Here is a 26,404-nt window from a genome sequence, read left to right on the forward strand (position 1 = left end):
ATCGTCCGCCGGAATTTGTCCCTCATGACTTGCGCGATGTCGAGCGCGTTCGTGCTGATCGCCACGTTCTCGAAGCGGGCAGGTGTGAATCGTTGCCCAAAAAGTCTGCTTCGGCTTCGAGACAATTGTCGCGCACGCCGTTGGGCCCGCGCGGCCAGGAATGGCAACCACGAGAAGGGGGATGGGCGAGTCCAACTTGAGCGACATAGTCGCCGCGAGAACCGAAGCGGCGATTTGTACGCCATGGACCTTCACGTTGAGCCTGCACGCCCACTCGATTCCCTTAGTCGGACCTGGTGAGGGTGAGAGGTTTGTCCATGGCCATGAGAAAGTCCCCATCTGTGGCCAGTAGGAAGTCCCCACTGGTGGCCATGTAGAAGTCCCCACTCCTTTGCGGGCTCGCGTGTCATTTCCGGGAGCTGAGGGCCTGGGCGGTGACGGTGATAGCGCCAACTGTCACCACACCGCCCAGGGAGCTCTATTGAAGTCTGCAAGGGAGCATATGAACATCATTTCGGCGTATCACCAGGTCGGGTCGTATCGCGGCGCGGCCGAGCTGTGCGGCACGACGCATAAGACGGTCAAGCGGGTCTTCGAGCGAGCCGAGGCCGGCGGGCCGCGGTCACGGGAACCGCGACCACGCAATGTCGATGCGTTCACCGAGCTGGTCGCTACCCGGGTTGAGAAGTCGAAGGGCAAGATGTCAGCCAAGCGGACGTTGCCGATTGCTCGTGCGGCCGGGTATCAGGGCTCGGCGCGTAACTTCCGCCGATTGGTGGCTGAGCAGAAAGTGTTGTGGCGCAACGCTAACCGGCATCAGCGGCGTCCTGCGGTGTGGTCACCAGGTGACTATCTGGTGATGGATTGGGCCGAACGGGTGGGGACTTTCCCTGGCCACCAGCGGGGACTTCTACTTGGCCATTGACAGAGGTTGGTGGTTGCTCGATCCGACATACGCTGGGGCTGTGCGGACCGACTGTCAGTGGTTCGGCAAGGCTGTGCTTGTGTGCTCGCGAAATACCACCAGCAGAGCAAGGACAGCCGCCAGTTCGGTGGCGACACTGAAGGCAACCACTGCCCCGAGCGAGACGCTGAATAAAGCCCCGATGGCGGTGCTGCCGGCGAACCAGGCGACACCATAGATCCCGGTGAAGAGTCCGTATGCCGAGGAACGTCGGCTAGGCGCGACCATCGGTGCGACTGCGGCGGGGATGATGGACTCGTGCACTCCCATGCCAAGGCCCCACAAGCATGATCCTGACAATGCTGCCCAGAAGCCGCCCAGGAAGGCAAGCGGTGCGTAGGCCGCGGTGATGACAGTGAGGGGCACCAGCAGCCCGATCCCGAATCGGTCGAATAAGCGACCGAATACGAGTGAGCCTGCGCCGGAGACCGCCATGGCCGTCGCGTAGAAGATGGCGGTTGTGTCGGTGGAGACCGTTTGGGTTTGTTGAAAGTGGTAAGCGATGACCGGGAAGTCGGCGAAGCCAGCCGCCACGAGCGCCGCGGCCGCCAGATAGATCCAGAATCTCACCGGGTACTTTCCGCTGTGCGGTGTGATGTGTTCAGGTTCGAGATCTTGAGGCCTGGGATAGAGCAACCTCGCCACCGTCAGCAGCAAAAGCATTATTGCGGCTGGAACTGCGAGGGCAGCAAAGGCCAACTTGTAGTTGTGCTGAGTGGTCGCGAGGATCAGTGCGACCAGAAGCGGGCCGAACATGGCGCCGAATTGGTCGAGCGCTTCGTGCACACCGAAACCCCAGCCGTAGCCCATCGATTTTGCCGCGTGCGAGAGCATGGCATCTCGGGGTGGGTTGCGAATGGCTTTGCCCACGCGTTCGAGAATGATCAGGACGGCGGCCAGCTGCCACGAACCTGCCAGCGCTAGAAGCGGAACGACCGACATTTGCAGGATATAACCGCTGATGGTGATGGGCCAGTACAGTCCGGTGCGGTCGGCGCCTCGCCCGGAGAAAAGCCGCAGCCCATAGCCGAGCAACTCACCGAAGCCGGTGATCATGGCAATGGCCAACGCCCCGGCTCCCAGCAGACCGAGGTATTGGCCGATGATGCTGCGGGCCGCCTCGTAGGTGAAGTCGGCGAAAAAGCTCATCACGCCAACGATCAGCACGAACTTCAGCGCTGGGGACCACCTGTTGGCGGGGTGGCGAGGGTGCTCCTTCCGCGCAGTCCCAAAGAACGCCGAGCGTTCTGGTATGCGAGTTTTTCGTTGTCCGTCTGGATTGTCGTTGTCGTGGCCACGGTTGAGGGCCCTGGATCTCCTCACCCACATGCCTGTCTGCACGCGTCCGCAGTTAATAACCTCACCGAAGCGGCAGTCACAGTTAAAAGCATAACCATGGTTAGGAACCATTCCCAACCCGCGTGACACATAAACGAGGATTACGACTCATCCTGCGCGGTTGCTGGGCTCACGGACGCCATGCCACGATGGTCGCTCGGAGGCTATTGTCGATCCTCGGCGAGGTAGACATTGTGGGCGAACCCCTCGAGTGCAGCGCGGCATTCGTCGAGTGCGGCTGCAGCATCGTTGCGCCGTGACGCGCCGAGTGTGTCCCGCTTAGTAACCTTGGCCAACCATGTGTTGAGCTTGATGAGATCTTCCTCGTTCTCTTCGAGCTCAGCATAGGTGAGATGACTTGCAGTAGTTTCCTTTTCGATCTCGTCCAGGAAGTCGCCGCATTTGTCGATGATTTCGGTGTACTCCTCATCACGGGCGGAGTTATACATCTCGACAAGATCGCCGGCACCGGCGAGGGCCTTCGCGCGCATAACCTGGCTAGCGCCGCCGAATTCAACAATCTCGCGGCGCAGCGAGCGCATCGCCCTTTCGTTGGCGGGAGAGTCGGGTAGCGCAGCGACGGAGTTTTGCACGTAGACCGCGCCTAGGGATTTGATCCTGCGCCAGACGGTGGCACGCAGCCGGGTCGGTTCACGGGGTACCCGGTAAGTCAGCAACAACCACCCAGTGTCATCTGTACTCGGTGACCCCATGCCCTCATGATCACATGGTTAAGAGCTTCCGTAGTACGCACATGACCCAATCTGCGGCCTCTTCTATCGGCGCTTCGCACTTAGCCGCGGGCATGAAGTGGCCCAACTGCGTGTCACGTCTGGACGCCATCATCTGCCTGGCCCAGAGCCGATTACCGTTGCAGCACCACATGCTTCGGTTCCGCAGTGCTATTGCCCGAAGGGATCGCTGTTGAGGTCCACGGTTTTGACAACCACGCTGACACGATCAATGCCCAACTCCGGCTGTAGTCCGATCAATCTCTAGACATGATGAGCCACTAAGTGAGGCAGCCCATTTCCGCCGCCTAGCTCACCCTGAGATTCGTTGGAACTAATCGGTGGAGTCGGTCATCGCCATCGACGAAGCTTTCTGTCTGTCGCGGGCTCGGCGTGACAACCAAGTCGCCGCGGCCGCACGAACAGACCCGTCGCGGTGGCCTGAAGGAATCGCAGGCGGCGCTGGTGCCTTTGTACCGCCATTAACAGCGAGCTTTTGATGTTTGGCCTTGAGTCTCATGCTAAGGCTTATCGACATTTTGCTGCTCGAAGATGGTAGTTCTGCGTAGAAATTGCGAGCCGAAAGTCGCGGCGATCGTTCGTCGGCACCTCAAGAGCGCTGCCGCGGCCCGTCGGCAGCCCTGCGTCACAGGGAGATTCAGAACCCCGTTGACGCTATTAGAACTTGCTGTTGGCTGCGGCCCGGTGAGGAGCGTCCTAGCTCTGTTAGCATCGAGTTTGGCGGATGGCATTCGGGATGCCCAAGACCGTCGTTTGTTCAAACGACCACGGCTCTGAGCTCGCACGCGACAGTGAGAAAAGAGCTGTATATTCTGGCCTCACACTGGTCCTTATTTTAGTGCTGACCGTGGTTTCGCCGAGAGCCCCGGGGGCTCAGGTCGTCTGAATTCGCTGCTGTCGCTGAATAAGCGGAGGAGTTCGACTTTGCCGCAAACGTTTGAGTGTTACAGGCCCACCCGGCTCGATCCAAGATGTTCGGTGGCTGAACAACGGCTTGAGCGCAGAACTCACGTCATCGCTCAGGTGCGAAAACACGCTGCGCGCGCGATCGTCGAAGCGTTCCCCGATCTCGACGGCGTTCGCTATAACAGCCGATTCGCCGGCCACCCCTGCACAGCCCTCTACTTGCCCGCCGCCACCGCCATGCCCCAACGGCCGACCATCTCCCTGCCCCTGACCCACCCCGCCTTGGTCTCGCGGCTCGCCGGCACCGCGGAACGGCTCGGCTACTCCGTCATCTGACCGTGCGCCCGAGCCGATAATCCGCCGGTTCTCCGGCCGCGTTGGGTTGACCATAGCTCAGGTATCGGCGTTCCCGAGTGGTGACCATGCCCATCAGCGTGAACCGTACTTGGCAGCGCCTCGCCGGCCACCGGGCCGCGGCGGCGCAAGCCTGTGGGCGTCGTCCGCCTCGTCGAAATCACCGCAGAACCAGAACTTGCGACGTGTCGGTCATACGTTGAGACGATTGAGTCGGACTAGCATTTCGAGGTTGAAGGGAGTGCGATGCCTGAGGCGCGAGAGTTGCCGGAGTCGGATACACGCGTCGGGGCAGACTGTGCCGTGTCTTCGGACGATGACTTATCGAATGTGGTCGCCCATCCCCGCGGACTCTTCTTAATCGGTGGAGTCGTAAAGCAGCTGATCACGACGGACAATGCCAATGTGGTACGTGAGCATCTGAGCTTACTGTTGCAAGTGCAGAACCTCGTCGTCCTTTTGGGATCAGGGGCGTCGTTTCACCTTGGGTCTCCGCAGACGCGCAACCTTAGCAATGAGAAGGTGCTCGAATTAATCACTATTGCCGGCGGCGAACCAACCGCTGCCGATAGCGAGCTCCTGAGCGTCATTAACCCCGCTGACAGTGGTGACTTGGAGCAGCTGCTGAATGGATTGCAACTTGCCGCCTCACTCGCAAGGCAAGCTGGCCAAGACGCGGTTGCGCTGGGGGCTTCCAAGACTTACCCGAGGCAGCTGGTCGAGAGTCTGCGCCGCAAAATCAACCGCGCGCTAGCGGGAGCTTGCCGCCTACCCGCGGGCGCACTCGAAGCGCCGTTCGATGTAGACCCGCTCCGCGCGCACCGCACATTCCTATCGCGGATTGTGCGCAATCGGCGGTCCAACCTTCCGCGCCCGCGCATATTCACGACTAATTACGATCTCGTGATTGAGCGAGCTCTAGACCAACTCGGTTTTCCCTATATCGACGGATTCAGCGGGACAGTGGATCGACGCTTGAACCTTGCCTTCTACGGGCTGGACTTTCATAGAGTCGAAACGACTACGCAAGCGGTAGTTGCACGAGCAGAGGGAGCCGTCTACCTCCACAAAGTGCATGGCAGTCTCAACTGGCGTTCATCTTTTGAGCAGGACCCGCTAACTGGTCTTGAATCGCTGGAAGTCAAGCAGAGTTCGGAGGAGACCGCAGGCGGTGAACTCGTGCTGATTTATCCGACGGCTGCCAAGGAGGCTGACTCCTTGGCCTACCCGTACTCCGACCTACTGCGTCTACTAGGAGATGCTGTACAGCAGGAGGACACCGCGGTCCTTGCGATTGGGTATGGGTTCGCTGACCCTCATATCAATCGTCTGTTGTTGCGCAGCCTTGCGAGCAATCCGGCGCTGAACGTTTTCGTCGCCGACCCGAAGGCGGTTCTCGGCGATGACGACTTGCTGACACTGAAGGACAAATCAGATGCTGTTGGAAAGCCGCTACTAGAAAGTGATGTGACACTAAAGTCGACCGCGATCGCAGCACTTGCGACGAGTTCCGACTCCCGGATCGCTGTTCTTACTGGAGATCTTGGCAAGTTCTCTGAATTAGCTGAACTAATGCCGGACGCCAGCACACATGGAAGCGCAAGTTCACCTGCAGCAATCACGAGTCTCATTCAGACTTTGGGCGAGGCGGGAAGTGGAGCAGCTCAAGTTCTTAGAGGTGATGTTGTTTGAGGGCTGTCGGTGTGATCGGCCGAGTCATCGATGTCCGAAGCACTACGATCCGTGTCGCGTTGGACGTGGGTGCAAAGGGATTCACCAAGGTCGGTCCCGATGGTCTGCAGACAGTAGGCGTAGTGAACTCCTACGTCACAGTGCCTGCGGGGGCGCACCGTGTAGTCGGAATCGTGACAGCCGTCTATATAAGCGGTCGTCATGAGGCCACAAACCGAGTTGAACTGCTTAGTCAAGACGACACGGCCACCTACGAGCTCGAAGCCACGGTGGTGGGCCGGTTTGAAGCGGATGCCTTCAAATCCGGGCTAACCGGTTACCCACCCCTGCATGCTCCCGTGCAGGCGGCGACTCCCCAGGAAGTCACGAACATCTTCCATCCGAAGAGCGGGCCAGCTTTGCGCATAGGGACGTCGGCTGTGGCCCCTGAGCAATCGGTCTACCTCGACGCGAATCTGCTACTCGGACACCATTGCGCGGTCGTCGGATCCACTGGGTCGGGCAAGTCGTGCACCGTGACGGCGGTCATCGATGGCTTGCTGGATCACCCAATACCCAACGGTCACATCGTAATTCTCGATATCAACGGGGAGTACGCTCAGTCGTTTCCCGCGTCGGCCAGCCGCGGCAAGCGGACGCGGCCCCTAATTCTCGGCCCGCGACCTGGAACATCGAGTGGACTATTCCTTCCGCATTGGTTTATGAACAACGAAGAGCATCTGGCCTTGTTCAAGGCAAGCGAAGGAGTTCAAGCGCCGGTTCTGCAGCGCTCGATCGCAGATGCACGAGTTGCCGGCGTATCAACGAATATTGAGATGCTCCGGCTCCAGAATCTTCTGAGCTCGTTGGCGATCATCGAGGGAGCCTTTGCCAATACTAGAGGAGGTTCCGACACCGCGTTTGCGCAACTTGCCGGACTGCAGAACTTAGTGGAGGACCAGGCTGGCCGGACGAGCGCCTGCTCAGCGCAGTGGTCGCAGATCAAGGTAATCCTCGACGCAGGCATCCCTCAGGCCGACGTCCGCAACGTCCAGTGGACGCCCCTTACGGCGCCGCAGCGGGACATTCTCGCGCGCATGTTTGTGGCCATTCGAAGGGAAGTTTCTGCCGCCTTCGGGGCTCTGGGTATGGGAAGCGCCCGGGCGATGGCTGACTTCGATGCGCCTGTGTACTACTCGCTCCAGGAGCTATGCGACTTCTTCCTTCCCAACCGAATTCAGCTAGAACAGGCGGCAGATAACAAGATTGCCGGCTACGTGTCAACGCTCCAGATGCGTCTGAGCCGGCTTCTCGCTGACGGGCGCTATGACTTCATGACTCGTATCGAGAAGCATGCCGATCCGCTAGGCAATTACCTTAAGGCGCTCATGGGTGTCGATCCGACTGCGGGAGAGGAGAATTCGGACTGGCCTGCGACAATCGCTTACCAATCGCAAGCGACACACCACGACTCGGGACCGTCAGTGACGATCTTCGACCTGAGTCTCGTCGCGAACGATGTGCTTGAAAACGTCACCGCATTGCTCGGTCGGATTCTGTTCGACTTCGCAGTGCGAAGCAAGCCTCGTGCAGAACATCCACTCTTGCTGGTCCTAGAGGAGGCCCACCGGTTCATTCCATCGCGGCGAGACGCGAGTGGGACTAGCACCCGGTCAGCATCGGTATTCGAGCGGATAGCGAAGGAGGGCCGCAAGTTTGGGCTGTCCTTACTGCTAGCGAGTCAGCGACCGAGCGAATTAAGCGAGACAGTCGTCGCTCAATGCGGCACCGTGATTGCACACAGACTCACTCATGAAGCGGACCAGAGCTTGTTGCGTCACGCGACAGCATTGAGTTCCCGCGCGCTGCTCGATCAACTACCCAGCCTGGCGCAACAACACGCTCTTGTGACCGGCGTTAGCAGTGGCGTGCCAGTCGCCGTCCGGGTTCGCGATGTCAATAACCCCCCAAAGAGTGACGATCCAGACTTCATCACTATTTGGGGGGATGCCGGCAGATTGCCGCTGCTCGCGGAGCATATCGATCGGGTAGTCGAGGACTGGCAGGGAGACGCACCGTCGACGTAAGGGTCTGCGATCTGGTCGGCTCGGCGTCGCGGTGCTGGGCATGCTCGACCGTGCGTGGCACGCGGTGCAGGAGCAGGCAGTGCCGGTCGAAAAAGACGAGGTGATCACCGCGCTCGCGAACATGATCAACCGACTGGTCCACCGTTAACCGGCATCGTGACGATCGGTTTCCTCGCGCCGGCCAGCTTGGAGAGCCCATGGTTCGGCGTCTCCTGGCTGCCGGGCACGACCTGGCCGTGTACGCCCGCCGCGATGAGGTGCGATCACGTTTGCGCGACGGTGGCGCATTGCTGGCGGAGTCGGTGGCCGAACTCGCCGAACGCAGCGGCATTTTGATCTGCTGCTTGTTCTCACATGCCCAGCTGCGCGAAACAGGCACGGGGCCAGACTGATTCATTGTGCAAACCAATCCCGCCTGTGGTCGTCTCGCAACACAACCGGCGCCATTGCCACGTTGACGGAACTGATGAACAGCTCACAGAGGCCGCCGGTCATTCTGGATGCTCCAGCAGCCCTAACCCACCAGGTCGAGGCAGCTAGTCACTTGACCCGGACGCCACCATATTTATGGAAACTGACGATTATCCATCAGTCCACATCGAATGTGCTGTCGTACAATATCTTCAATACCGCAGCAATCGCTTATCGGCGCAGGACTTTGCCGGCCCCGGGGGAAAGGCGCAATTATCGGCGAATTCGGTTGTGCAGCAGAGGTGATAGTGATTGTCGGCGCCGGCCGCACAACCACATGCGACACAAGGTTCGATCTGTTGCGATAGGCCTGCAACGCGACGCCGTCAAACTTCTACCCTCGACGGCATCAGTGTGGCGCCGTTTTGCGGTGTACCGAGAGTCGCAGCATCGGAAGGCTCTGATTGCGGCGCGCGGCCGTTCTGGTCGCTACGTGTGTCCGCACGAGTGACAGTAATTGGTCCGCTATTGGTTGGGTACGCTGCGGTCATGGCTACCAATGATCCGGAGCTGGTCATCGGTTTAGTGGCGCCGCTGGGAACGAGTACCACCGATCTGACTAAAGAGATCCGAGGGTCGTTGTCGCGCTTCGGCTATAAGGCTGTACCGATCAAGGTGTCGGAGCTACTACCGACTGCTGTGCCGGCGCCTACCGGTGAGGCCGAGGATCTGCGGATCCGGCGGCTGATCGATGCTGGTAACCAATTTTGCCGGGTCAACGAGGATGCCGCCGCGGTTGCGCGTTTGGCGGTGAGCGCCATTCGAGCTCGACGGATCGAGCTGATTCGGGCGGACGGCGATCACCGGCCGATCGACGAGATCGCCGGTCGGCCGCGGACGGCCTATGTTGTGCAGTCGCTAAAGCGGCGGGAGGAGGTGCAGCTACTGCGAGAGGTCTACGGCAGCCGGTTCATTCTGGTCGGCAGCCAGGGAAGTGTCGCCGAGCGCACGGGGAGCCTGCTGCAACTCAATCTGTCCTCGGCTGATGACGCGGAGAAGAATGACATAGTCGAGAAGCTGATCGAAATCGACGCCGACGAGCGGGAACAGCTGGGGCAGAACGTCAACCGCACCTATCCGCAGGCTGACTTCTTCATCCGAAACAACGAACGCGCGGATATCGACCGAATGTTCGACTTGCTGTTCCAGAAGCCTGAGGCGCCAACGATCGGCGAGTACGCGATGTATGTGGCGTTGGCCAGCAGCGCCCGCTCCCTGGCCGCCAGCCGCAAAGTCGGCGCTGCGATCGTCGTCGACGACGCGGTCATTGCCACCGGATACAACGATGTGCCCCACGGTCAGGTTCCAGACGTCTTGGAGGGTGAAGACACCAGCGAACTGTTCAAGCGCGAAAACCTACGGGATACCCTGAAACGATTGAAGGAAGCCGGTCTTCTCGCAGACACGCTTGACGCCGATGACGAGGGGGTGACGCATGCGGCAGCGGCGCTCGATAAGGGCGAGTTGCTGAGCGTCATTGAGTACCAGCGTGCGGTGCATGCTGAGGCCAGGGCGATCGACGACGCCACAGTCCGTGGAGTATCACCTGCTGGTGGAACCCTCTTCGTCACCACCTATCCATGCCACCTGTGCTACAAGCACGCATTATCGGTGCGCCTGGACCATATTGAGTACATCGAGCCGTACCCGAAGAGTCGCGCGGTTGCGATGTTTTCCAAGGGGGCCGAGGACAAGTTGGTCCCGTTCGCCGGCGTGGCGCCGCGCCGCTACATGCAGATTTTCGGCGACCGCCCAGCGTTTGTCGCAGATGCCTCTGGGAAATTCCCCACGTATGACCGGAGGGCCGCACAGCCACTTGTCGGTCAGGTGCGAGAAGATGAGGACCAAGCCGATAGGGAGCGTCGAGCGATTAACGCTTTGAAGAAGGAGTTCCGGATATGACCTCACCGTTGTCGCGATTGACACCAGAAGATCGTGCGGCCCTGAGTAGGTCGGCCGATGACCTCAGCGACATTGATGATCGCCGCCTGGCGCGCATCGACGCAGGGTTCGAGCGCGCATACGAGACGGCACGAGGTATCGCCAACGACACCCTCAACCCGCTTACACACTGAACCGGCGGTGTTTGCGGGGCAGAAGTGTCACTGGAATGCCGGGCATGCGTCGATCATTGGGGTCATTGAATCCACCTGCACTGTCCTGTCAGCGGTTATCGATGAAAAGAGACTCTCTACGGCATGGTAAACGTGTTGCAGGACAGTATCTTTAACGTCAACTCAACGGTCGGGTCGTCAGTGACCGCACGCTGACATTACGCTGAGGTGCCGCAGAATCGTTGACTACGTGTTATCGCCGCATTCGCAGACGCCGCCAGAGCCGCTTTGCGAAGCCTTCGTTTCTCGTCCGGTGGCTGTCTACTGCATGCCTATCGGCTTCCCGCGCCCGTGCTGTCTGGATACTGGTGAGGTTATGGCGCCAGTCGACTTCACCACGAGTAATGAAGTAGTGGGAGTTACACGGCAGCCCGGTGGCTGCCACCGATGGCCAGAGTGACACTTCGCCGTCGAATGTGATTCGCCATCTGGCAGGGGAAAGCTTCGTGACGACTTCGCGGCTGCATCCGCATGGGCAGAGGTGGCCTGCGGTGGAGTACTTGCTGGAGATATAGAGGATGCCGGGTTCCATTGGCGTGGGGAATTTCTCGACGAATTCGGCGGCGTAGCGCGGTGTGCGACTCATATCGCGTCGCCGTTTCGAAGTTCGTTGAGGTATAGCTTGTAGACCGTCTCGTTGGCCAGGCTATGGGTTGCGTAGAAACCGAGATAGCGCTTCCAGCCGATCACTGCGAGCAGTGCGTTGAGGGCGTTGAGGTCTGCAACTTGGATGTTGGTGCTGTACTCGTCTTCGCCGGGCGTCGGCGCCGGCTTTGTCGGCAAGCCGATGCTGCCGCCCGGAAGGTACGTGGTGGATTTCAGGAGCCCGGTGAGGCCCCCGTCTACCTGATGGAGTCCCATGCCGACATCGATAAAGGGGATGTCGTGATCGCGCAGCCATGCCATAATCATCGGCCGCTCGTGAGCGTCCGCCGCTGCGAGGAAGACAAACGTGGCGTTTGCGAGTAGGTGGATGTTGTCCAGGCTGAGGTGTTCGGGATGGGCGGTGATCCCGGTGTGCATGCGGGAGTACTCCTCGGCGAAGTACTCCGCCTTGTTCCGCCCAGCCTGAAGCGTCTCGTGTGCGGCAGCGCCGGGTGCGCGGAACGCGTTGTGGTTCTCGAACACGTCACCGTCGAAGAGGTCGATGCAGTCAACCCAGGTCTTGGCGACTTGGTCGAGGATGTAGCTGCCGCTGCCGCCGACGCCGACAATGGCGATTCGGTGGCCGCGGAAGACAGTGTTGAGTGCCGTGAGTCCCGCGCGAGTCGTGTTGGTATCGCGGTACACCAGCGGCAGGTCGTCTTCGACGACCTGGAAGGCCGCTCCGGGTGTCGCGGTCAGCGTCGGGTCGATGCCTCGAGCCGGAGTGCTGAGAATGCTGGCATAGGTTCGCACCTTCTCGTACAGGCTGGCATAGCTGCCGCCAGGCGGCTTGAAGGACAACATGAAGCTGACTTTGTCCCCATCGCCGATATCACGCACACTTGCACTGCCGAGAGGTGCGCTGCGTTCGTCGCGGGGTTCTTCGCCGGCGAACCAGATGGTGTGATCGCCGATGGCATCAGCCATCACACCACCGCTGTCATTCACGGGTAGAACCAACCGTCCGTCGGTGCGCGCCCCGCTGGGCGCGAGATAGGGAATGCGACGGACGATAAGGTGCCCGTTCTGCATTACCAGGTCGTAGCCGTCGGTCAATAAGCCACTAACGGGGTCCTCAGGACCGGTTGGTGGGTTCGACATCGAAGATCATTCCATCCTTGACGTGAACGCTTTGGCCCGGGCGCAGCGACTTGTCGGGACCATGACCGCGGCTGTACTCCACCGTGGTGCCCGCCGGGTCGTACGGCTGCCCTGGGGAGGCGAGTTCGACGACCTGCTCGAACGTGATGTCTTTTTCGCTCCACCTGTGTGCCTTTGTGTTCACGATGATCGTCACCGTCTTGGTCTTTTCGGCTGCCTCGACTGCGGTCATGTCGTAGTTCTCCTGTCAACGTTCGCTAGTTAACAACTGCTGTGTGTCACTTTCGACCCACCATTTCGAGTTTAGAATATTAACGCGTCGAGTTTCAAGCAGTGCGCCGGAAGTGCGACACTGATGGCGACGATAGAGGAGACCCATGACAAGAACGCGAATCAACGTGGAGGGCCTGTACGCCGCATTGGATGCTGAGCGCACTACCCGTGGCCTGTCTTGGCGCCAGCTCGCGAAGGAGATCGGAGTTAGCCCATCCCTGTTGTCGCGCCTGGGCAACAACCTTCGTCCGGACGCCGACGGATTCGCGACGCTGGTCCGCTGGCTGAACATGCCGGCCGAGCAGTTCATGGTCGACATCGACGCTGAGTATCGCCCACAGTCTGAACCCGACCTGGTCACGCAGTTGGCACCGTTACTGCGCGCGAGTCGCGACCTCGGCAAGCGCGATGTCGCCTACCTCGAAGAAGTTATCCGGGCAACAATCCGTCATGCCCACGCGTCACGGGAGGAAGCCTGAGTGTCCAGAAGCCGCAGTTTCAACAAGGCCGCTTGTAAGCGGCTTGCTGCTGAGCTGCGCTCCGAAGTCGGCCTGCACCCGATGGACGCCCTCGATCCTTGGAAGCTCGCTCAGTTGTACGGGATCGATGTGATCCCACTGAGCAGTCTTGCCATTAGCGGCGATATCCGCGACCACTTCACTCTGGCCCGTCCCGAAGTGTTTTCCGGTGCGTTAGTGCCAGTCGGTAACGGTGCAATCATCGTCGAGAATGATTCGCACCCTCCGGTACGCAGACGTTCAACGATGGGTCACGAATTGGCACATGTGTTCGGCGAGCACAAGTTCGATACCAGCCTCGTGAACGAGCGGGGCTGCCGGCTAGCGAACCAGGTCCAAGAGGACGAAGCGGCTGAGATCGCCGGCGAGCTTCTCGTCCCATTCGAATCTGCCAAGCTGCTCGCCAGACGGAAGGCGACGAATGAAGAGGTCGCGCTCCAGTTCGGCGTCAGCGTCGATCTGGCGCGCTGGCGAATGGACGCAACAGGTGCGCGCCTGATTGCACGGCGCCGTGCGGCAGCGCGGAGCCGGGTCAGCGGCGGTTAACACCAGTTCGCGGCTGGCCGCAGCGGACGTGTGCGGATCAGTGTCGGGTCGGCGGCACCACTCTTTGAAGTACTTCAGGGAAAGCGGGACTGCGCATCCACATGGTTCTAGGATCCGCCACGAAGATGAGAAAAATGCCTCCGCCATTTTGTTGAGAATTCAGCAAACTCGCAGCTAGGGGCATCGCAATCCGCCACATCAGATGGGAACCTACAGCTCGGCGGCGGACGCCACGCTGGCGTGACGCTCGGTGAACGAATTAGATACCCGCGCCGGGATTGAGGATGCCCTGCGGATCCAGCGCCTCTTTGATCCGCCGGTTGAGGTCCATCACGTCGGGTCCCAGATAGCCGGCCAGCCACGGCCGCTTCAGCCGGCCGACGCCGTGTTCCCCGGTGATCGTGCCGCCCAGTCCGACGGCGAGATCCATGATCTCGCCGAACGCCAGGTGGGCGCGCTCGGTCATGTCGGCATCGGCGGGGTCGTAGACGATCAGCGGGTGGGTGTTGCCGTCGCCGGCGTGCGCGATCACCGAGATCATCAGGTCACGCTCCGCGGCGATGTGCGCGATCCCGGTCACCAGCTTGCCCAGCGCCGGAAGCGGCACCCCGACATCCTCGAGCAGCAACGACCCCTTGGCCTCGACGGCCGGGATGCAAAACCGCCGTGCGACGACGAACGCCTCGCCCTCGTCGGGATCGTCGGTTGAAAACACCTCCGTCGCAGCGTGTTCCGCGAAAACCTCGGCCATGATTTCGGCGTCCTCGCTGCCGGCGCGGCCGCGCTCGTCCGATCCGGCCACCAGCATGGCGGCCGCCCCGCGGTCCAGATCCATGCGCAGGGTGTCCTCGACGGCGTTGATCGCCACCGAGTCCATGAACTCCAGCATCGACGGACGAAGCCGCGCGGTGACGCCGAGCACCGCCTCGACCGCGTCCTCGACGGTCGCGAAGCTGGCCACCACAATGCTGGACGCGTTCTGCTTGGGCACCAGCCGCAGCGTCACCTCCGTGACGACGCCCAGCGTGCCCTCGCTGCCGACGAACAGTTTGGTCAACGACAACCCCGCGACATCCTTCAGACGCGGGCCGCCCAGCCGCACCGCGGTGCCGTCGGCCAGCACCACCTGCATGCCCAGCACGTAATCGGTGGTGACGCCGTACTTCACGCAGCACAGCCCGCCGGCGTTGGTGGCGATGTTGCCGCCGATGCTGCAGATTTCGAACGACGACGGGTCCGGCGGATACCACAGGCCGTGCTCGGCCGCGGCCTTCTTCACCTCAGCGTTGAACAGCCCGGGCTGGCATACCGCGGTCCGCGTGACCGGGTCGACGGCGATGTCGCGCATCTTCTCGGTGGACAGCACGATCCCGTCGTCCAGTGCGGTCGCCCCGCCCGACAGGCCGCTGCCGGCGCCGCGCGTCACCACGGGCACCCGGTGCGCGGCGGCCCAGCGCAGCACCTTCTGCACCTCTTCGGTGTGCCGCGGCCGCACCACGGCCAGCGGCTTGCCGGCCGCCGGGTCGAAGGCGCGGTCCTGCCGGTAGCCCTCGGTCACGGTCGGGTCGGTGACCACCATCCCGTCGGGCAGGTCGGCGATCAGGCTGGCCAGGGCGTCAGAGCTCACGGCCCGATACTAAGCCCGCCTGACGGGCCGGGGTCTTGCGCGAGCTCCGGCGCGCGGTCCAGTTCGTGCAGCGACGGCAGGCGGCAGGCGACGAGGCCGATCAGCAGGATCGGTACCGCCAGCACCAGGAACGTGACCTTGAGCCCCGCCGCGTCGGTCAGCGGACCGGCGACCACCAGGCCCAACGGGCCCGCCGCGTAGGTCAGCCCGGTCATCACCCCGACCACCCGGCCGCGCAGCCGATGCGGGGCCCGCGTCTGCATCATGTAGTTGTAGATCGGCTGGATCGGCCCGTAGACCACGCCGGTGACCGCGCACAGCACCAGGATCACCGGCAACGGCGGCAGGAACGCGATTCCGACGGTCGCCGCCCCGAAGGTGAGGGTCGCCGTCAGCACGGCCGTGCGCCGTCGCAGGTGTTTCGACAGCGCCGCATATCCGAGAGCCCCCGCCACGCCGCCGAACCCGATCGCCATCAGCGCCCATCCCAGTTGCGCCGGTTGGTGGTGGTCGGAGAAGTACTTCGGAAACAGCACGCTTTCCATCGGCAGGTAGAGCGCGGTGACGGCCAGGTCGATCAGGCCGAGCGTCCGGAGCACCCGCAGGTTCCAGACGAAGCGCAATCCTTCGGCGATGCCGGACATCCACCCGCCGGGCCGGGTCGCACGCTCGGGCTTTCCGCTGCCCTCGAGCCGCAGCGACCCGATCGTCAGGATGGACAACCCGAACAGCCCGGCCGTCATCCACATCGTGGTGATGCCGCCGACGGTGGCGATCATCAGGCCGCCGATGCCCGGGCCCACGATGAACCCCAGGTTGAGAATCGCCTCGTACATGCTGTTGGTTCGGGCCAGCGACCAGCCCGCGCGGGCGGCGGCCTCGGGCAGCATCGACTCGCGCGCCGTCGTCCCGGCCGGGTCGAACGCGGCCGCGAAGAAGGCGAGGACGGCCAGGACCGCCAGGTTCAGCGCGTCCGCGCCGAGTCCCCACGCGATCAGCGGCACCGCGGTCACCGCCGTCCCGGACAGCGCATCGGAGACCAGCGACACCCGGCGGCGGCCGAAGAAGTCGACCGCGGCGCCGGCGACGAGGGTGGACAGCACCAGCGGCAGCGTCATGGCCAGGGCCACGGCCGAGGCGTCGCGCGCGCTGTTGTGGTGCTGCAACGCCAGCCACGGAAACGCGACTATCGAGATGCCGCTGCCCGCCGTCGCCATCAACGTGGCGAACAGGATCAGGAATGCTGGGCCGCCGCTTTTCATTGGAAGATCGCCGCTGAATGTATGCCAAAGCGGTATTTGCGGCGACCGAATTTTTTCGACTCGTGCAGGATGTTCGTGTGCTCGCCCACCCACGTACCGGCCAGGCGTTCAGCTCTCCGGTCGGCGCCGGCACCGGATGGCCCAGCGATCCGGCAACACCGCAGACGCCCGTGGCGGCCGACGCCGCCGCGGTTGTCGACCTCGCCGAGCGCGCCGGCTCGATTCCCGAAATCGATGCGCTGGTCAGCGTCTGCCGGGCCTGCCCGCGCCTGGTCGGCTGGCGCGAGGATGTCGCGGTCGTCAAGCGCCGAGCGTTTGCCGATCAACCGTATTGGGGGCGGCCGGTACCGAGCTGGGGGTCGGCGCGGCCGCGGCTGCTGATCGTCGGATTGGCGCCCGCCGCGCACGGTGCGAACCGCACCGGACGGATGTTCACCGGCGACCGCTCGGGGGACCAGTTGTACGCGGCGCTGTACCGGGCCGGACTTGTGAACCAACCGACGAGTGTCGACGCCGCGGATGGGTTGCAGACCAAGAAGATTCGCATCGTCGCCCCGGTGCGGTGCGCGCCCCCCGCCAACGCCCCGACGCCGGAGGAGCGGGACACCTGCTGGCCGTGGCTGCAGGCCGAATGGCGGTTGGTGTCCGAGGATGTTCGCGTGGTCGTGGCCCTGGGCGGATTCGGCTGGCAGATCGCGCTGCGGCTGCCGGGCACCTCGACCGGGCGCAAGCCCCGGTTCGGCCACGGCGTCGTTGCCGACCTGGCGCCCGGTGTGCGGTTGCTCGGCTGCTACCACCCGAGCCAGCAAAACATGTTCACCGGTAGGTTGACACCAGCAATGCTCGACGACGTCTTCCGCGACGCAAAGGAACTGGCAGGGATCACGTGACCGAGGTTCTGGTATCCGGCGCCAGCGTGGCGGGTACGGCGGCGGCTTTTTGGCTTGGGCGGCATGGGTTTTCGGTGACCGTGGTCGAGCGGCATCGGGGGCCGAGGCCGGGCGGTCAGGCGATCGACGTGCGGGGGCCGGCGCTGACGGTGCTCGAGCGCATGGGGCTGTTGGGCGCGGCCCAGAAGCGCAGGACGCAAATCCGGGGCTCGTCCGTCGTGGACCGCGACGGCAACGAGCTGTCCCGGGACACCGAATCGACACCGACCGGTGGGCTTATCGATAGCCCCGACATCGAGCTGCTGCGCGACGATCTAGTCGAATTGCTTTACGGCGCAAGCCAATGGACGGCCGAATATGTTTTCGATGACACCATCACAGCCCTCGATGACGACGGCGAGGCGGTCCGCGTCACCTTCGAGCGCGCCGCGCCGCGCAGTTTCGACCTGGTCATCGGCGCCGACGGATTGCACTCCAATGTGCGGCGTCTGGTGTTCGGCCCCGAAGAGAATTTCATCGAGAGGCTGGGCACGCACGCGGCGATCTTCACCGTGCCCAACTTCTTGGACCTGGACTACTGGCAGATGTGGCACTACGGGGACTCCACCATGGCCGGCATCTACAGCGCCCGCAACAACGCCGAGGCGCGGGCCATGGTCGGCTTCATGGACACCGACCTGCGGATCGACTACCGCGACACCGAGACCCAATTCGCCGAGCTGGAGCGGCGGATGGCCGGCGACGGCTGGGTTCGCCCGCAACTGCTGGAGTACATGCGCGGCGCGCCCGATTTCTATTTCGACGAGATGGCGCAGATCAAGATGGATCGCTGGTCGCGGGGGAGGGTGGCGCTGGTAGGCGACGCCGGATACTGCTGTTCGCCGCTGTCGGGTCAGGGGACCAGCGTCGCGCTGTTGGGCGCCTACATCCTGGCCGGTGAGCTCAAGGCGGCCTCCCAAGACGGGACCGTCGACCACGAAGCCGGCTTTGCCAACTATCACCGCGAGTTCAACGACTACGTCAAGCGCAATCAGTGGCTGGTCGTGGACAACATTCCGGGCGGTGCGCCGATACCGCAAGAGGTATTCGACCGGATCGTCGCCTCGATCACGCTCAAGGAGTACTGAGCCGGGCGGGAACGTTTGCGGGCCCGCGCGCGTTGACGCGATCGTGCGTCTTTCCGTCCTCGATCTCATTCCGGTGCGCACCGACCAGACGACCGCTGCCGCGCTGGCGGCCACCGTGCAGCTCGCGCAGGCCGCGGATCGGCTGGGTTTCACCCGTTACTGGGTGGCCGAGCACCACAACATGCCGTCGGTGGGTGCCACCAGCCCGCCGGTGGTGCTCGCCTACCTGGCCGCGCAGACCTCGCAGCTGCGGCTGGGCTCGGGTGGTGTGATGCTGCCCAACCACGCGCCGCTGGCGGTGGCCGAGCAGTTCGCGCTCTTGGAGGCCGCCGCCCCGGGCCGGATCGACCTCGGCATCGGCCGGGCGCCCGGCTCGGATCCCGTGACCTCGTATGCGTTGCGCGGCGGCCGGGACGACCGCGACATCGAAAACTTCCCGGAGTATCTCGACGACGTGGCCGCGCTGATGGGCGCACGCGGCGTGCGGGTTCCGTTGCGCTCGGGTGATTACACGCTCAAGGCCACCCCGGCCGCGGCCGGCGAACCGCGCCTGTGGCTGCTGGGGTCGTCGATGTACTCGGCGCATCTGGCCGCCGCCAAGGGGTTGCCGTATGTGTTCGCACATCACTTCTCCGGCAACGGAACCGAGGAGGCGCTCGAGGTCTACCGTTCGCGATTCAAGCCGAGTGCGCTGACGGATCAGCCCCTGACCTTTTTGACGGTGAACGCCGCGGTGGCCGAAACCCGGGAGGAGGCAACGGCATTGATGTTGCCCAACCTGCAGATGATGGCCCGGATTCGGACCGGGCAACCGCTCGGGCCGGTGCCGCTGGTCGAGGAGGCTGCGGTTGCCGAATTGACCGGACAACAACAGCGGATCGTCGAAAGCGGCTTCCAGCGTGCCGTTTTGGGGGCGCCGGCCGAGGCCGCCGATCAGATCCGAGCGCTGGCCGACCGGTTCGGCGTCGACGAAGTCATGGTGAACCCGGTGGCCTCGGCCCGCCGCGGAACCGAACCCGACACCGCGCCGGGGCGGGTCGCGACGCTCGAGCTGCTGGCCAAAGAGCTGTTCTAGCCCTCGTCCGATCGCGCCGCCACAACGCCGGGCTCAATCCGACCGACTCGCATCGATACGGGCCAGTGCGGTGCGAAGAATCTGGCCGGTGGCCTCCCGGTCGGGGTCGCGGCGCAGCACCAATCCCTTGGCCACCGACAGCTTGTCGCCGTTGCGGCGGGGCAAAACGTGCAAGTGAATATGGAAGACGGACTGGAAAGCGGCGCTGCCGTCGTTGACGGCGATATTGGTAGCGTCGGCCAATTCGGTGGTGCGCGCGGCTCGGGCGATGCGTTGGCCCAAGGTGACCATCCCGGCCAGCGTTTCCGGCGCGGTGTCGGTGAGATCGACGCTGTGCCGTTTGGGCACGACCAACGTGTGGCCCCGGGTGAATGGGCGAACGTCGAGGATGGCCAGGTAGTCGTCGTCTTCGAAGATCCGGATGGCCGGGGCCTCGCCGGCGACGATCGCACAGAACACGCAGGACATGTCGCCCACGGTACTGGTTGCCGCGTCATGGCGGCGCCGAGACCAGTCGGGGTCTGCCACGATTGGCGGGATACGCTGCCGCGATGGACGATCTCGCCTTCGCAGGCGCGGCTGCACACGCGCGCATGCTCGCCGACGGTGAACTGACCGCGCCGGAGTTGCTCGAGGTCTACCTGGAGCGGATCGCGAGGCTGGACGCCCAGCTGCGCTGCTACCGAGTGGTGCTCGCCGACCAGGCTCGGTATGAGGCCGCGGCGGCGCAGGAGCGCCTTAATGCGGGCGAGCGGCTGCCGCTGCTCGGGGTGCCCATCGCGATCAAAGACGATGTCGACGTCGCCGGCCAGGTGACGACGTTCGGCAGCGGCGGTCACCGGCCCGCCGTCACCTCCGACGCGGAGGTGGTCCGCCGGTTGCGTACCGCTGGCGCGGTGATCATCGGCAAGACCAATGTGCCCGAGCTCATGATGCTGCCCTACACGGAGTCGACATCCTTCGGAGCCACCCGTAATCCGTGGAATCTCACCCGCACTCCGGGCGGCAGTAGCGGCGGCAGTGCCGCCGCGGTCGCTGCCGGATTGGCTTCCCTGGCATTGGGATCCGATGGGGGCGGGTCGATTCGCATCCCGGCGACCTGGTGCGGTCTGTTCGGCCTGAAGCCACAACGCGACCGCGTGTCGCTGGAGCCGCACGACGACGCCTGGTACGGGCTGAGCGTCAACGGCCCGATCGCGCGAACGGTGATGGACGCCGCCGTCTTCCTGGATGCGACGTCGACGCTGCCCGGTCCCGAAGGCGAGTTCGTGAGTGCGGCGGGGCGCAGTCCCGGCCGGTTGCGAATTGCGTTGAGCACCAAGGTTCCAACCCCGCTGCCGGTCAGGGTCGGCAAGGCGGAGTTGACGGCGGTCGACCAGGCCGGCGCCTTGCTTCGCGACCTCGGCCATGACGTCATCACCGCCGACCCCGAATATCCGATTTCGACGATGGTCACCAACTATCTGCCCCGCTATTTGCGCGGTATCTGCGACGACGCGGACGCCCTCGCCCACCCGGAGTGGTTGGAACCGCGCACCCGCACCATGGCCCGCTTGGGGTCTTTCTTCTCGGACAGGCGAATGGAGGCCATCCGGGCGAACGAGGGCGCCGTCGTCTCGCGGATTCAGGCGATCTTCGACGATGTCGACGTCGTCGTCACCCCCGGGACCGCGACAGGCCCGTCCCGGATCGGTGCGTATCAACGCCGCGGCGCCGTGTCGACGCTGCTCAGGGTGGGACAGTACGTTCCCTACCAACAGGTTTGGAACCTGACCGGACAGCCCGCGGCAGTGGTGCCGTGGGACTTCGACGGGGACGGCCTGCCGATGTCGGTCCAACTCGTCGGCAGGCCATCCGACGAAGCGACCCTGTTGTCGCTGTCGGCGCAGATCGAAGCGGCTCGCCCGTGGGCCGTTCACCGGCCGCCGGTGTCATAGTCTCGCGCTCGCGATCACGCGCTGGGTCTATGGGCGGTGACCCGCTTCGCCCGGCTGCGCCGCGCTCGCGATCACGCGCTGGGTCTATGGGCGGTGACCCGCTTCGCCCGGCTGCGCCGCGCTCGCGATCACGCGCCAGGCCGCCAGCTTGGCACCCGACCGCATCGCGTTGGCCGGGCTGGTCGACGGCAGGCGCTCATACCGGATCCGATCGGGCGCCTCCGCCAGCCGAGCGAATAGGCCGGCGGCCTTGGCTCCGTTGAAGTACACCGTCGTAATGGTCGGATGCTGCGCGAACAACTCATCAAAATCGTTGATGGTCAAACTCTTTGGCTCGATCGCCGAGTCCGCGCTGCCGACCCGCCGGCACGCGTGAAGCACATCCCAAAGCGCGACACCATGGGACTGCAGGGCCGCCACCCGTCTGTCGTAGGGTGCGGTCGCGTCGAAGCCGAACAGTTCACCGGTGATCGCCCAGAACGCATTGCGGGGATTGGCGTAGTACTGGCCCGCCGCCAGTGATTGCGCGCTGGGAAACGAACCCAGGATCAGCGTCCTGGCGCGCTCATCGACGACCGGCGGGAACCCCCGCAGCAGCGGTGTGCTCATCACCTCACATCATCGCTTGCCCGCGTTGTACGTTTGCGAAGTGCAGGACGGGGCCGACGACAATATCGACGAACTGCTGGAGGGACTCGAGGGGAGCGCACGCACCGAACGGGCCGAGCTTGTGAAATGGCTGTTAGAGCAGGGCGTGACCGCCGACGAGATCCGCGCGACGAATCCGCCCCTGCTGCTGGCCACGCGCCACCTCATCGGCGACGACGGCACCTACGTGTCCACCCGCGAGATCAGCGAGTCCCACGGCATCGACCTTGGGCTCTTGCAACGCGTGCAACGCGCAATCGGCCTGGTCCGCGTGGACGACCCCGACGCCGCGGTCCACATGCGCGCCGACGGTCAAGCCGCCGCCTTCACCCAACGGTTCGTGGAGCTGGGACTGGATCCCGAACAGCTGGTTCTGGTAGTCCGGGTGCTGGCCGAGGGCCTGTCGCGGGCGGCTGAGGTCATGCGGTACACGGCGCTTTCGGCGATCATGCGGCCTGGTGCCAGCGAGCTCGAAATCGCCAAGGGTTCAAAGGCTTTGGTGACCGAGATCGCGCCCCTGCTGGGCCCGATGATCGAGCACATGTTGTTCATGCAGTTGCGGCACATGATGGAGACCGAGGCGGTCAATGCCGCCGAGCGCGCGGCCGGTAAGCCACTTCCCGGAGCCCGCCAGATCACCGTCGCGTTCGCGGACCTGGTCGGCTTCACGAAGATCGGCGAGGCGGTGTCGCCCGAGGAGCTTGGGCACCTGGCCAATCGGCTGGCGATCCTCGCGCGGGACATGACCGTGCCTCCCGTGCGCTTCATCAAGACCATCGGTGATGCGGTGATGTTCGTCTGCCCCGATCCGCTGCCGTTGCTCGACGTCATCCTCAAACTCGTCGAAGCCGTCGACACCGACAACGACTTTCCCCGATTGCGAGCGGGGTTGGCCTCCGGCATGGCGGTGAGCCGGGCCGGAGACTGGTTCGGCAGTCCGGTCAACGTGGCAAGCCGCGTCACCAATGTGGCGCGCCCAGGCACCGTCCTGGTCGCGGATTCGGTCTGGGACGACATCGGCGACAACGGTCAGTTCTCCGCGTCGTTCGCCGGCGCCCGTCACCTCAAGGGCATCAAGAACGAGGTGAAACTCTTTCGCGTCCGGCGGGGCAACGGCGACTGACGAGACGCTGTCCAGCCGGCCAACGGCGTCCACACATGGGCAGGCCCGGCGCGACTCTAGGGGGCGTCTGACTCCGTCTTACGCGTGTCCTACGCGGCCGGATTCCTACCCCGTGTTCCGGCACTTCGAATTGGTCGCTTCCGGGCCTGCTTCGCCACCCAAATTTACGCCGTCGAACAGCCCAGATCAACGGGTTTCCCCGGTCGGCTTCTGTCCTCGGGACGCCCCTTGACCGGGAAGCGAACCGCCCGAGGCGGCTGCTTCTCTGGTCCGTTGTTCGCCGCCGGTGAAACGCTGTTTCCCTAACGTTGTAACGGTGTAATCATGTAATCATGAAAGCTCATCACGCACATAGGCGCTACGGCCGGCCCGGGGGCTGGCAGCAAGCCCAGCAGCCCGACGCCAGCGACGCCGCGGAATGGTTCGCCGGACGTCTTCCGGATGGTTGGTTCGACGGCGACCCCACGGTGGTCGTGGACCGCGAAGAAATCACCGTCATCGGGAAGCTCCCGGATCCGGCGAGCACCGAAAGCGAAGCGAGCGAGGCCCGTGCGGCCGGGCGAGCTTCACGGTTCCGCGAGGACACCCGGTCCGAGCGAATGCACATCGCCGACGAAGCGCAAGATCGATACGGTCGCAAGGTTTCCTGGGGTGTGGAGGTCGGCTCCAAGACGGGCACCGAGCGAATTCTGTTCACCCACATCGCCGTTCCGGTCATGACGCGGCTGAAGCAGCCCGAACGCCAGGTGCTGGACACGTTGGTCGATGCCGGTGTGGCCCGCTCCCGCGCCGACGCCCTCGCGTGGTCGGTGAAACTGGTCGGTGAACACGCCGACGAGTGGCTGGCCAAATTGCGCGACGCGATGTCGGCGGTCGACGACCTCCGCGCGCAGGGGCCTGACCTTCAGTCGTGACCGAGCCGCCGCCGTAGCGGCGCGGCCGGTCAGCCTTCCGGCTTCTCGGCGTCGATCTTGGTGACGATCTTGTCGGCGATCTGGCCGCCCTGGTCGCTGATGTGGTACCCGCACGCGTTGATGTCGACGACCACGTTGTTGGCCACGCTGAGCGCGCGCTGGCACTCCCAGCCGTCCGCGGCCTCCTGGGTGTCCATCAGGGTTATTTTCGGTGGGGCGCCCTGAACCTGGGCGAACGTCCACCGATAGGTCTTGTTCTTGTTGGTGACGGTCACCGTTTTTCCGGCGCAGCCCTTCCATTTCTCCGCGGAGTTCTCGACGAAGCTTTTGGCCTTATCGGCGGACGGGAACAACACGACGGCCTGGTTGACCCAGTGATCGTAGTTATCGCCCGCCTCCGAAGACACCAGTCCGCTCACCGCCGAGTAACCGGTGCCCGCATAGACCGGATCCTGGGTGGTGTAGAGCGCGCCCTGGCAGTCGGGCACGGACACCGTCACCGAGGAGGTATCCGTCGACGTGATCGGTTTGCCCGGCTGCATCGATGACGAGCCCATCACGGTGTTGACATCGGCGGGGCTGAGCAGCAGTCCGCTGAGGCGTTCGGGACCCAGCGGCGCGGCCTGGGGTGGTTCCGGTTTGGGCCGAACCACCAGCCAGATACCCACCCCACTCGCGATGACCACGAGCACCACGGCGACGGCCGCAACGATGGGCCAGACATTGCGGTGCGGCTTGGGCGCGGGCTGACCCCAGGGCGTCGAGCTGGTGAACTGTGGCGGGCCGCCCCAATTGGCATTGCCGCCTTGGTAGTAGGGCGGCGCGGGCTGTCCGGCCGACGGGATCGGGCCGCTGGTGGGGGTCCACGATTGAGCGCTCTGCGACGGTATCGGACCGGAAGTGGCCGCCGACGGCGGATCGAATGGCGATGGCGGCGGTGTGTTGAACGTGGGCTGGTACGCCGGCGGAGGCGCCGCGGCGGCGTGGGCCTGCGCGCCGGGGAATTCCGCGGTGGGCAGTGCGGCTTCCTGGCTGCGGCGCAAGATGGTGGCGGCGCGGTCTTGATCGGGGTTGCTGAGCGCTTCCTTGGCGGCCAGGGCCAAGTCGCCCGCGCTGGCGTAGCGGTCCTCAGGCTTTTTGGCCATGCCGCGGGCGATCACCGCGTCGAAGGCCTTGGGGACGCCCGGGCGCTGCTCGCTGGGCGCGGGGATGGGGTCCATCATGTGGGCGGAGACCAGGACGCCCGCGCTGTCGGCCCGATAGGGCGGGGATCCGGTCAAGCACTCGAACAGCACGCAGGCCAGTGCGTAGATGTCGGCACGGTAGGTGACTTCTGCGTCGGAAAACCGTTCTGGCGCCATGTATTTCCAGGTGCCGACCGCGGTGCCGAGCTGCGTGAGCTTCTCGTCGGTGGTGGCGCTGGCGATGCCGAAGTCGACCAGGTAGGCGAAGTCGTCGCGGGTGACCAGAATGTTCTGCGGTTTGATGTCGCGGTGCATCACCCCGGCGGCGTGGGCGGCGTCGAGCGCGGAGGCGATCTGGGTGATGATGGCGACCGCGCGGGGTGGGGTCAGCGGGCCGAAGCGTTTGAGCACGCTGTCCAGGTCGGTGCCCTCGACCAAGCGCATCTCCAGAAACATCTGGCCGTCGATCTCGCCGTAGTCGTGCACCGGCACCACGTGCGGTTCCTGCAAACGACCGGCGGTGCGGGCTTCGCGCTTCAACCGCTCGCGAAACACCGGGTCTCTGCTGAAGCTTTCGGAGAGAAGTTTGACCGCAACCGTCCACTCCTTGACGGTGTGTTCGGCCTCGTAGACCTCACCCATGCCACCGCGGCCCAGCAGCCGCTTTAGGTGGTAAGGGCCGAACATCGACCCCGCCCGTGAGGACTGCTCGTCACTCATTCCTCATCCTTCCAACCCAACCCCTGGCCCGCCGGTCTCATCCGAGACTTTGCGGACCGACACATGATCGCAACCGTGACTGAGCAATCATGACGGTAAGCGCGCAGGCGTCCCACCGCACGATAACGGGAACAATTGCCGCTCGTGTCAGCGCGGG

The 26,404-nt window shown here is 63.8% G+C and carries 23 protein-coding genes and 2 pseudogenes; 15 read left to right on the forward strand and 10 right to left on the reverse strand.

The annotated features are described in order from the left end of the window. Nucleotides 1–481: 481 nt before the first annotated feature. Nucleotides 482–874: pseudogene (locus AC5Y30_RS22555) on the forward strand (IS21 family transposase); the annotation flags it as partial. Between the two features lie 105 nt (nucleotides 875–979). Here the strand turns inward: AC5Y30_RS22555 and AC5Y30_RS22560 are convergent. Together AC5Y30_RS22560 and AC5Y30_RS22565 are read right to left on the reverse strand one after the other, a co-directional pair. Next, the gene (locus AC5Y30_RS22560) at nucleotides 980–2,131 is read right to left on the reverse strand and encodes an MFS transporter (protein ID WP_499921136.1); all 1,152 of its coding nucleotides are present in this window, start codon (nucleotides 2,129–2,131) and stop codon (nucleotides 980–982) included. Nucleotides 2,132–2,466: 335 nt separating this feature from the next. Then, a complete protein-coding gene (locus AC5Y30_RS22565; RefSeq protein ID WP_499921137.1) occupies nucleotides 2,467–2,982 on the reverse strand; it encodes a Chromate resistance protein ChrB in 516 nt (171 codons plus the stop codon). Nucleotides 2,983–4,032: 1,050 nt separating this feature from the next. Here AC5Y30_RS22565 and AC5Y30_RS22570 point away from each other — a divergent pair. The 6 genes and pseudogenes from AC5Y30_RS22570 to AC5Y30_RS22595 all read left to right on the forward strand — a co-directional run bounded on the left by AC5Y30_RS22570 (nucleotide 4,033) and on the right by AC5Y30_RS22595 (nucleotide 10,618). Further along, on the forward strand, nucleotides 4,033–4,296 hold the full coding sequence (locus tag AC5Y30_RS22570) for a hypothetical protein (RefSeq protein WP_499921138.1): 264 nt from the start codon (nucleotides 4,033–4,035) through the stop codon (nucleotides 4,294–4,296). Between the two features lie 321 nt (nucleotides 4,297–4,617). Then, a complete protein-coding gene (locus AC5Y30_RS22575) occupies nucleotides 4,618–6,006 on the forward strand; it encodes an SIR2 family protein (RefSeq protein ID WP_499921140.1) in 1,389 nt (462 codons plus the stop codon). Between the two features lie 173 nt (nucleotides 6,007–6,179). Then, nucleotides 6,180–8,072 (forward strand): ATP-binding protein, encoded by a 1,893-nt coding sequence (locus AC5Y30_RS22580; RefSeq protein ID WP_499921141.1) that lies wholly within the window; start codon nucleotides 6,180–6,182, stop codon nucleotides 8,070–8,072. A 191-nt stretch (nucleotides 8,073–8,263) separates the two neighbouring features. After that, nucleotides 8,264–8,464: pseudogene (locus AC5Y30_RS22585) on the forward strand (NAD(P)-binding domain-containing protein); the annotation flags it as partial. Nucleotides 8,465–9,032: 568 nt separating this feature from the next. Then, nucleotides 9,033–10,445, forward strand: coding sequence for a hypothetical protein (locus AC5Y30_RS22590; RefSeq protein ID WP_499921143.1), 1,413 nt, complete (start codon nucleotides 9,033–9,035; stop codon nucleotides 10,443–10,445). After that, a complete protein-coding gene (locus AC5Y30_RS22595; RefSeq protein WP_165576450.1) occupies nucleotides 10,442–10,618 on the forward strand; it encodes a hypothetical protein in 177 nt (58 codons plus the stop codon). Before AC5Y30_RS22590 ends, AC5Y30_RS22595 begins: the two co-directional genes overlap by 4 nt. Nucleotides 10,619–10,850: 232 nt before the next feature. Here the strand turns inward: AC5Y30_RS22595 and AC5Y30_RS22600 are convergent, their stop codons facing one another. Genes AC5Y30_RS22600 through AC5Y30_RS22610 form a run of 3 tightly spaced genes read right to left on the reverse strand, consistent with a single transcriptional unit; the run spans nucleotide 10,851 to nucleotide 12,635 of the window. Beyond that, nucleotides 10,851–11,243 carry a ubiquitination-like system serine protease family protein gene (locus AC5Y30_RS22600; RefSeq protein ID WP_499921144.1) on the reverse strand — a complete coding sequence of 131 codons (393 nt, stop codon included), beginning with the start codon at nucleotides 11,241–11,243 and terminating at the stop codon, nucleotides 10,851–10,853. Beyond that, entirely contained in the window at nucleotides 11,240–12,358 is a 1,119-nt protein-coding gene (locus AC5Y30_RS22605; RefSeq protein WP_499921146.1) for a ThiF family adenylyltransferase, read from the reverse strand. The genes AC5Y30_RS22600 and AC5Y30_RS22605 overlap by 4 nt, the downstream gene beginning before the upstream one ends. Before the next feature lie 19 nt (nucleotides 12,359–12,377). Next, entirely contained in the window at nucleotides 12,378–12,635 is a 258-nt protein-coding gene (locus AC5Y30_RS22610; protein ID WP_042792271.1) for a multiubiquitin domain-containing protein, read from the reverse strand. Nucleotides 12,636–12,780: 145 nt separating this feature from the next. On the opposite strand from AC5Y30_RS22610, the gene AC5Y30_RS22615 reads away from it, so the two are divergent. Together AC5Y30_RS22615 and AC5Y30_RS22620 are read left to right on the forward strand one after the other, a co-directional pair. Then, nucleotides 12,781–13,155, forward strand: coding sequence for a helix-turn-helix domain-containing protein (locus AC5Y30_RS22615; protein ID WP_042792272.1), 375 nt, complete (start codon nucleotides 12,781–12,783; stop codon nucleotides 13,153–13,155). Further along, complete coding sequence (locus AC5Y30_RS22620) at nucleotides 13,156–13,740, forward strand: ImmA/IrrE family metallo-endopeptidase (protein WP_499921148.1); 585 nt, start codon at nucleotides 13,156–13,158, stop codon at nucleotides 13,738–13,740. 259 nt (nucleotides 13,741–13,999) lie between these two features. Here AC5Y30_RS22620 and AC5Y30_RS22625 read toward each other — a convergent pair whose 3' ends face one another. Then, the gene (locus AC5Y30_RS22625; RefSeq protein ID WP_499921149.1) at nucleotides 14,000–15,367 is read right to left on the reverse strand and encodes an FAD-binding oxidoreductase; all 1,368 of its coding nucleotides are present in this window, start codon (nucleotides 15,365–15,367) and stop codon (nucleotides 14,000–14,002) included. Beyond that, entirely contained in the window at nucleotides 15,364–16,629 is a 1,266-nt protein-coding gene (gene tap / locus AC5Y30_RS22630; protein ID WP_499921150.1) for a multidrug efflux MFS transporter Tap, read from the reverse strand. The genes AC5Y30_RS22625 and tap overlap by 4 nt, the downstream gene beginning before the upstream one ends. A gap of 62 nt (nucleotides 16,630–16,691) precedes the next feature. Here tap and AC5Y30_RS22635 point away from each other — a divergent pair, with 62 nt between their 5' ends. From AC5Y30_RS22635 to AC5Y30_RS22645, 3 genes are read left to right on the forward strand one after another with little or no spacing between them, the layout of a single operon-like run. Continuing rightward, a complete protein-coding gene (locus AC5Y30_RS22635; RefSeq protein WP_499921152.1) occupies nucleotides 16,692–17,519 on the forward strand; it encodes a uracil-DNA glycosylase in 828 nt (275 codons plus the stop codon). Then, the gene (locus AC5Y30_RS22640) at nucleotides 17,516–18,646 is read left to right on the forward strand and encodes an FAD-binding protein (protein ID WP_499921153.1); all 1,131 of its coding nucleotides are present in this window, start codon (nucleotides 17,516–17,518) and stop codon (nucleotides 18,644–18,646) included. The genes AC5Y30_RS22635 and AC5Y30_RS22640 overlap by 4 nt, the downstream gene beginning before the upstream one ends. 43 nt (nucleotides 18,647–18,689) lie before the next feature. Beyond that, entirely contained in the window at nucleotides 18,690–19,721 is a 1,032-nt protein-coding gene (locus AC5Y30_RS22645) for an LLM class flavin-dependent oxidoreductase (protein WP_499921154.1), read from the forward strand. Between the two features lie 33 nt (nucleotides 19,722–19,754). Here AC5Y30_RS22645 and AC5Y30_RS22650 read toward each other — a convergent pair whose 3' ends face one another. Beyond that, nucleotides 19,755–20,189 carry an HIT family protein gene (locus AC5Y30_RS22650; RefSeq protein ID WP_499921386.1) on the reverse strand — a complete coding sequence of 145 codons (435 nt, stop codon included), beginning with the start codon at nucleotides 20,187–20,189 and terminating at the stop codon, nucleotides 19,755–19,757. Between the two features lie 83 nt (nucleotides 20,190–20,272). Between AC5Y30_RS22650 and AC5Y30_RS22655 the strand changes: the two genes are divergently transcribed. Then, the gene (locus AC5Y30_RS22655) at nucleotides 20,273–21,658 is read left to right on the forward strand and encodes an amidase (RefSeq protein WP_499921155.1); all 1,386 of its coding nucleotides are present in this window, start codon (nucleotides 20,273–20,275) and stop codon (nucleotides 21,656–21,658) included. Nucleotides 21,659–21,742: 84 nt separating this feature from the next. Here AC5Y30_RS22655 and AC5Y30_RS22660 read toward each other — a convergent pair whose 3' ends face one another. Beyond that, nucleotides 21,743–22,267: a DNA-deoxyinosine glycosylase gene (locus AC5Y30_RS22660; RefSeq protein WP_499921157.1), complete on the reverse strand. Its 525-nt coding sequence runs from the start codon at nucleotides 22,265–22,267 to the stop codon at nucleotides 21,743–21,745. Nucleotides 22,268–22,307: 40 nt separating this feature from the next. Between AC5Y30_RS22660 and AC5Y30_RS22665 the strand changes: the two genes are divergently transcribed. Both AC5Y30_RS22665 and abmR read left to right on the forward strand, forming a co-directional pair. After that, nucleotides 22,308–23,429: an adenylate/guanylate cyclase domain-containing protein gene (locus tag AC5Y30_RS22665; protein WP_499921159.1), complete on the forward strand. Its 1,122-nt coding sequence runs from the start codon at nucleotides 22,308–22,310 to the stop codon at nucleotides 23,427–23,429. Between the two features lie 332 nt (nucleotides 23,430–23,761). Continuing rightward, nucleotides 23,762–24,343, forward strand: coding sequence for an ATP-binding transcription factor AbmR (abmR, locus tag AC5Y30_RS22670; protein WP_499921161.1), 582 nt, complete (start codon nucleotides 23,762–23,764; stop codon nucleotides 24,341–24,343). A gap of 29 nt (nucleotides 24,344–24,372) precedes the next feature. On the opposite strand, the gene AC5Y30_RS22675 is transcribed toward abmR, so the two are convergent. After that, nucleotides 24,373–26,247, reverse strand: coding sequence for a serine/threonine-protein kinase PknH/PknJ (locus tag AC5Y30_RS22675; protein ID WP_499921163.1), 1,875 nt, complete (start codon nucleotides 26,245–26,247; stop codon nucleotides 24,373–24,375). Nucleotides 26,248–26,404: the final 157 nt, after the last annotated feature.

The sequence above is a fragment of the Mycobacterium sp. NGS27 genome (assembly GCF_059813005.1).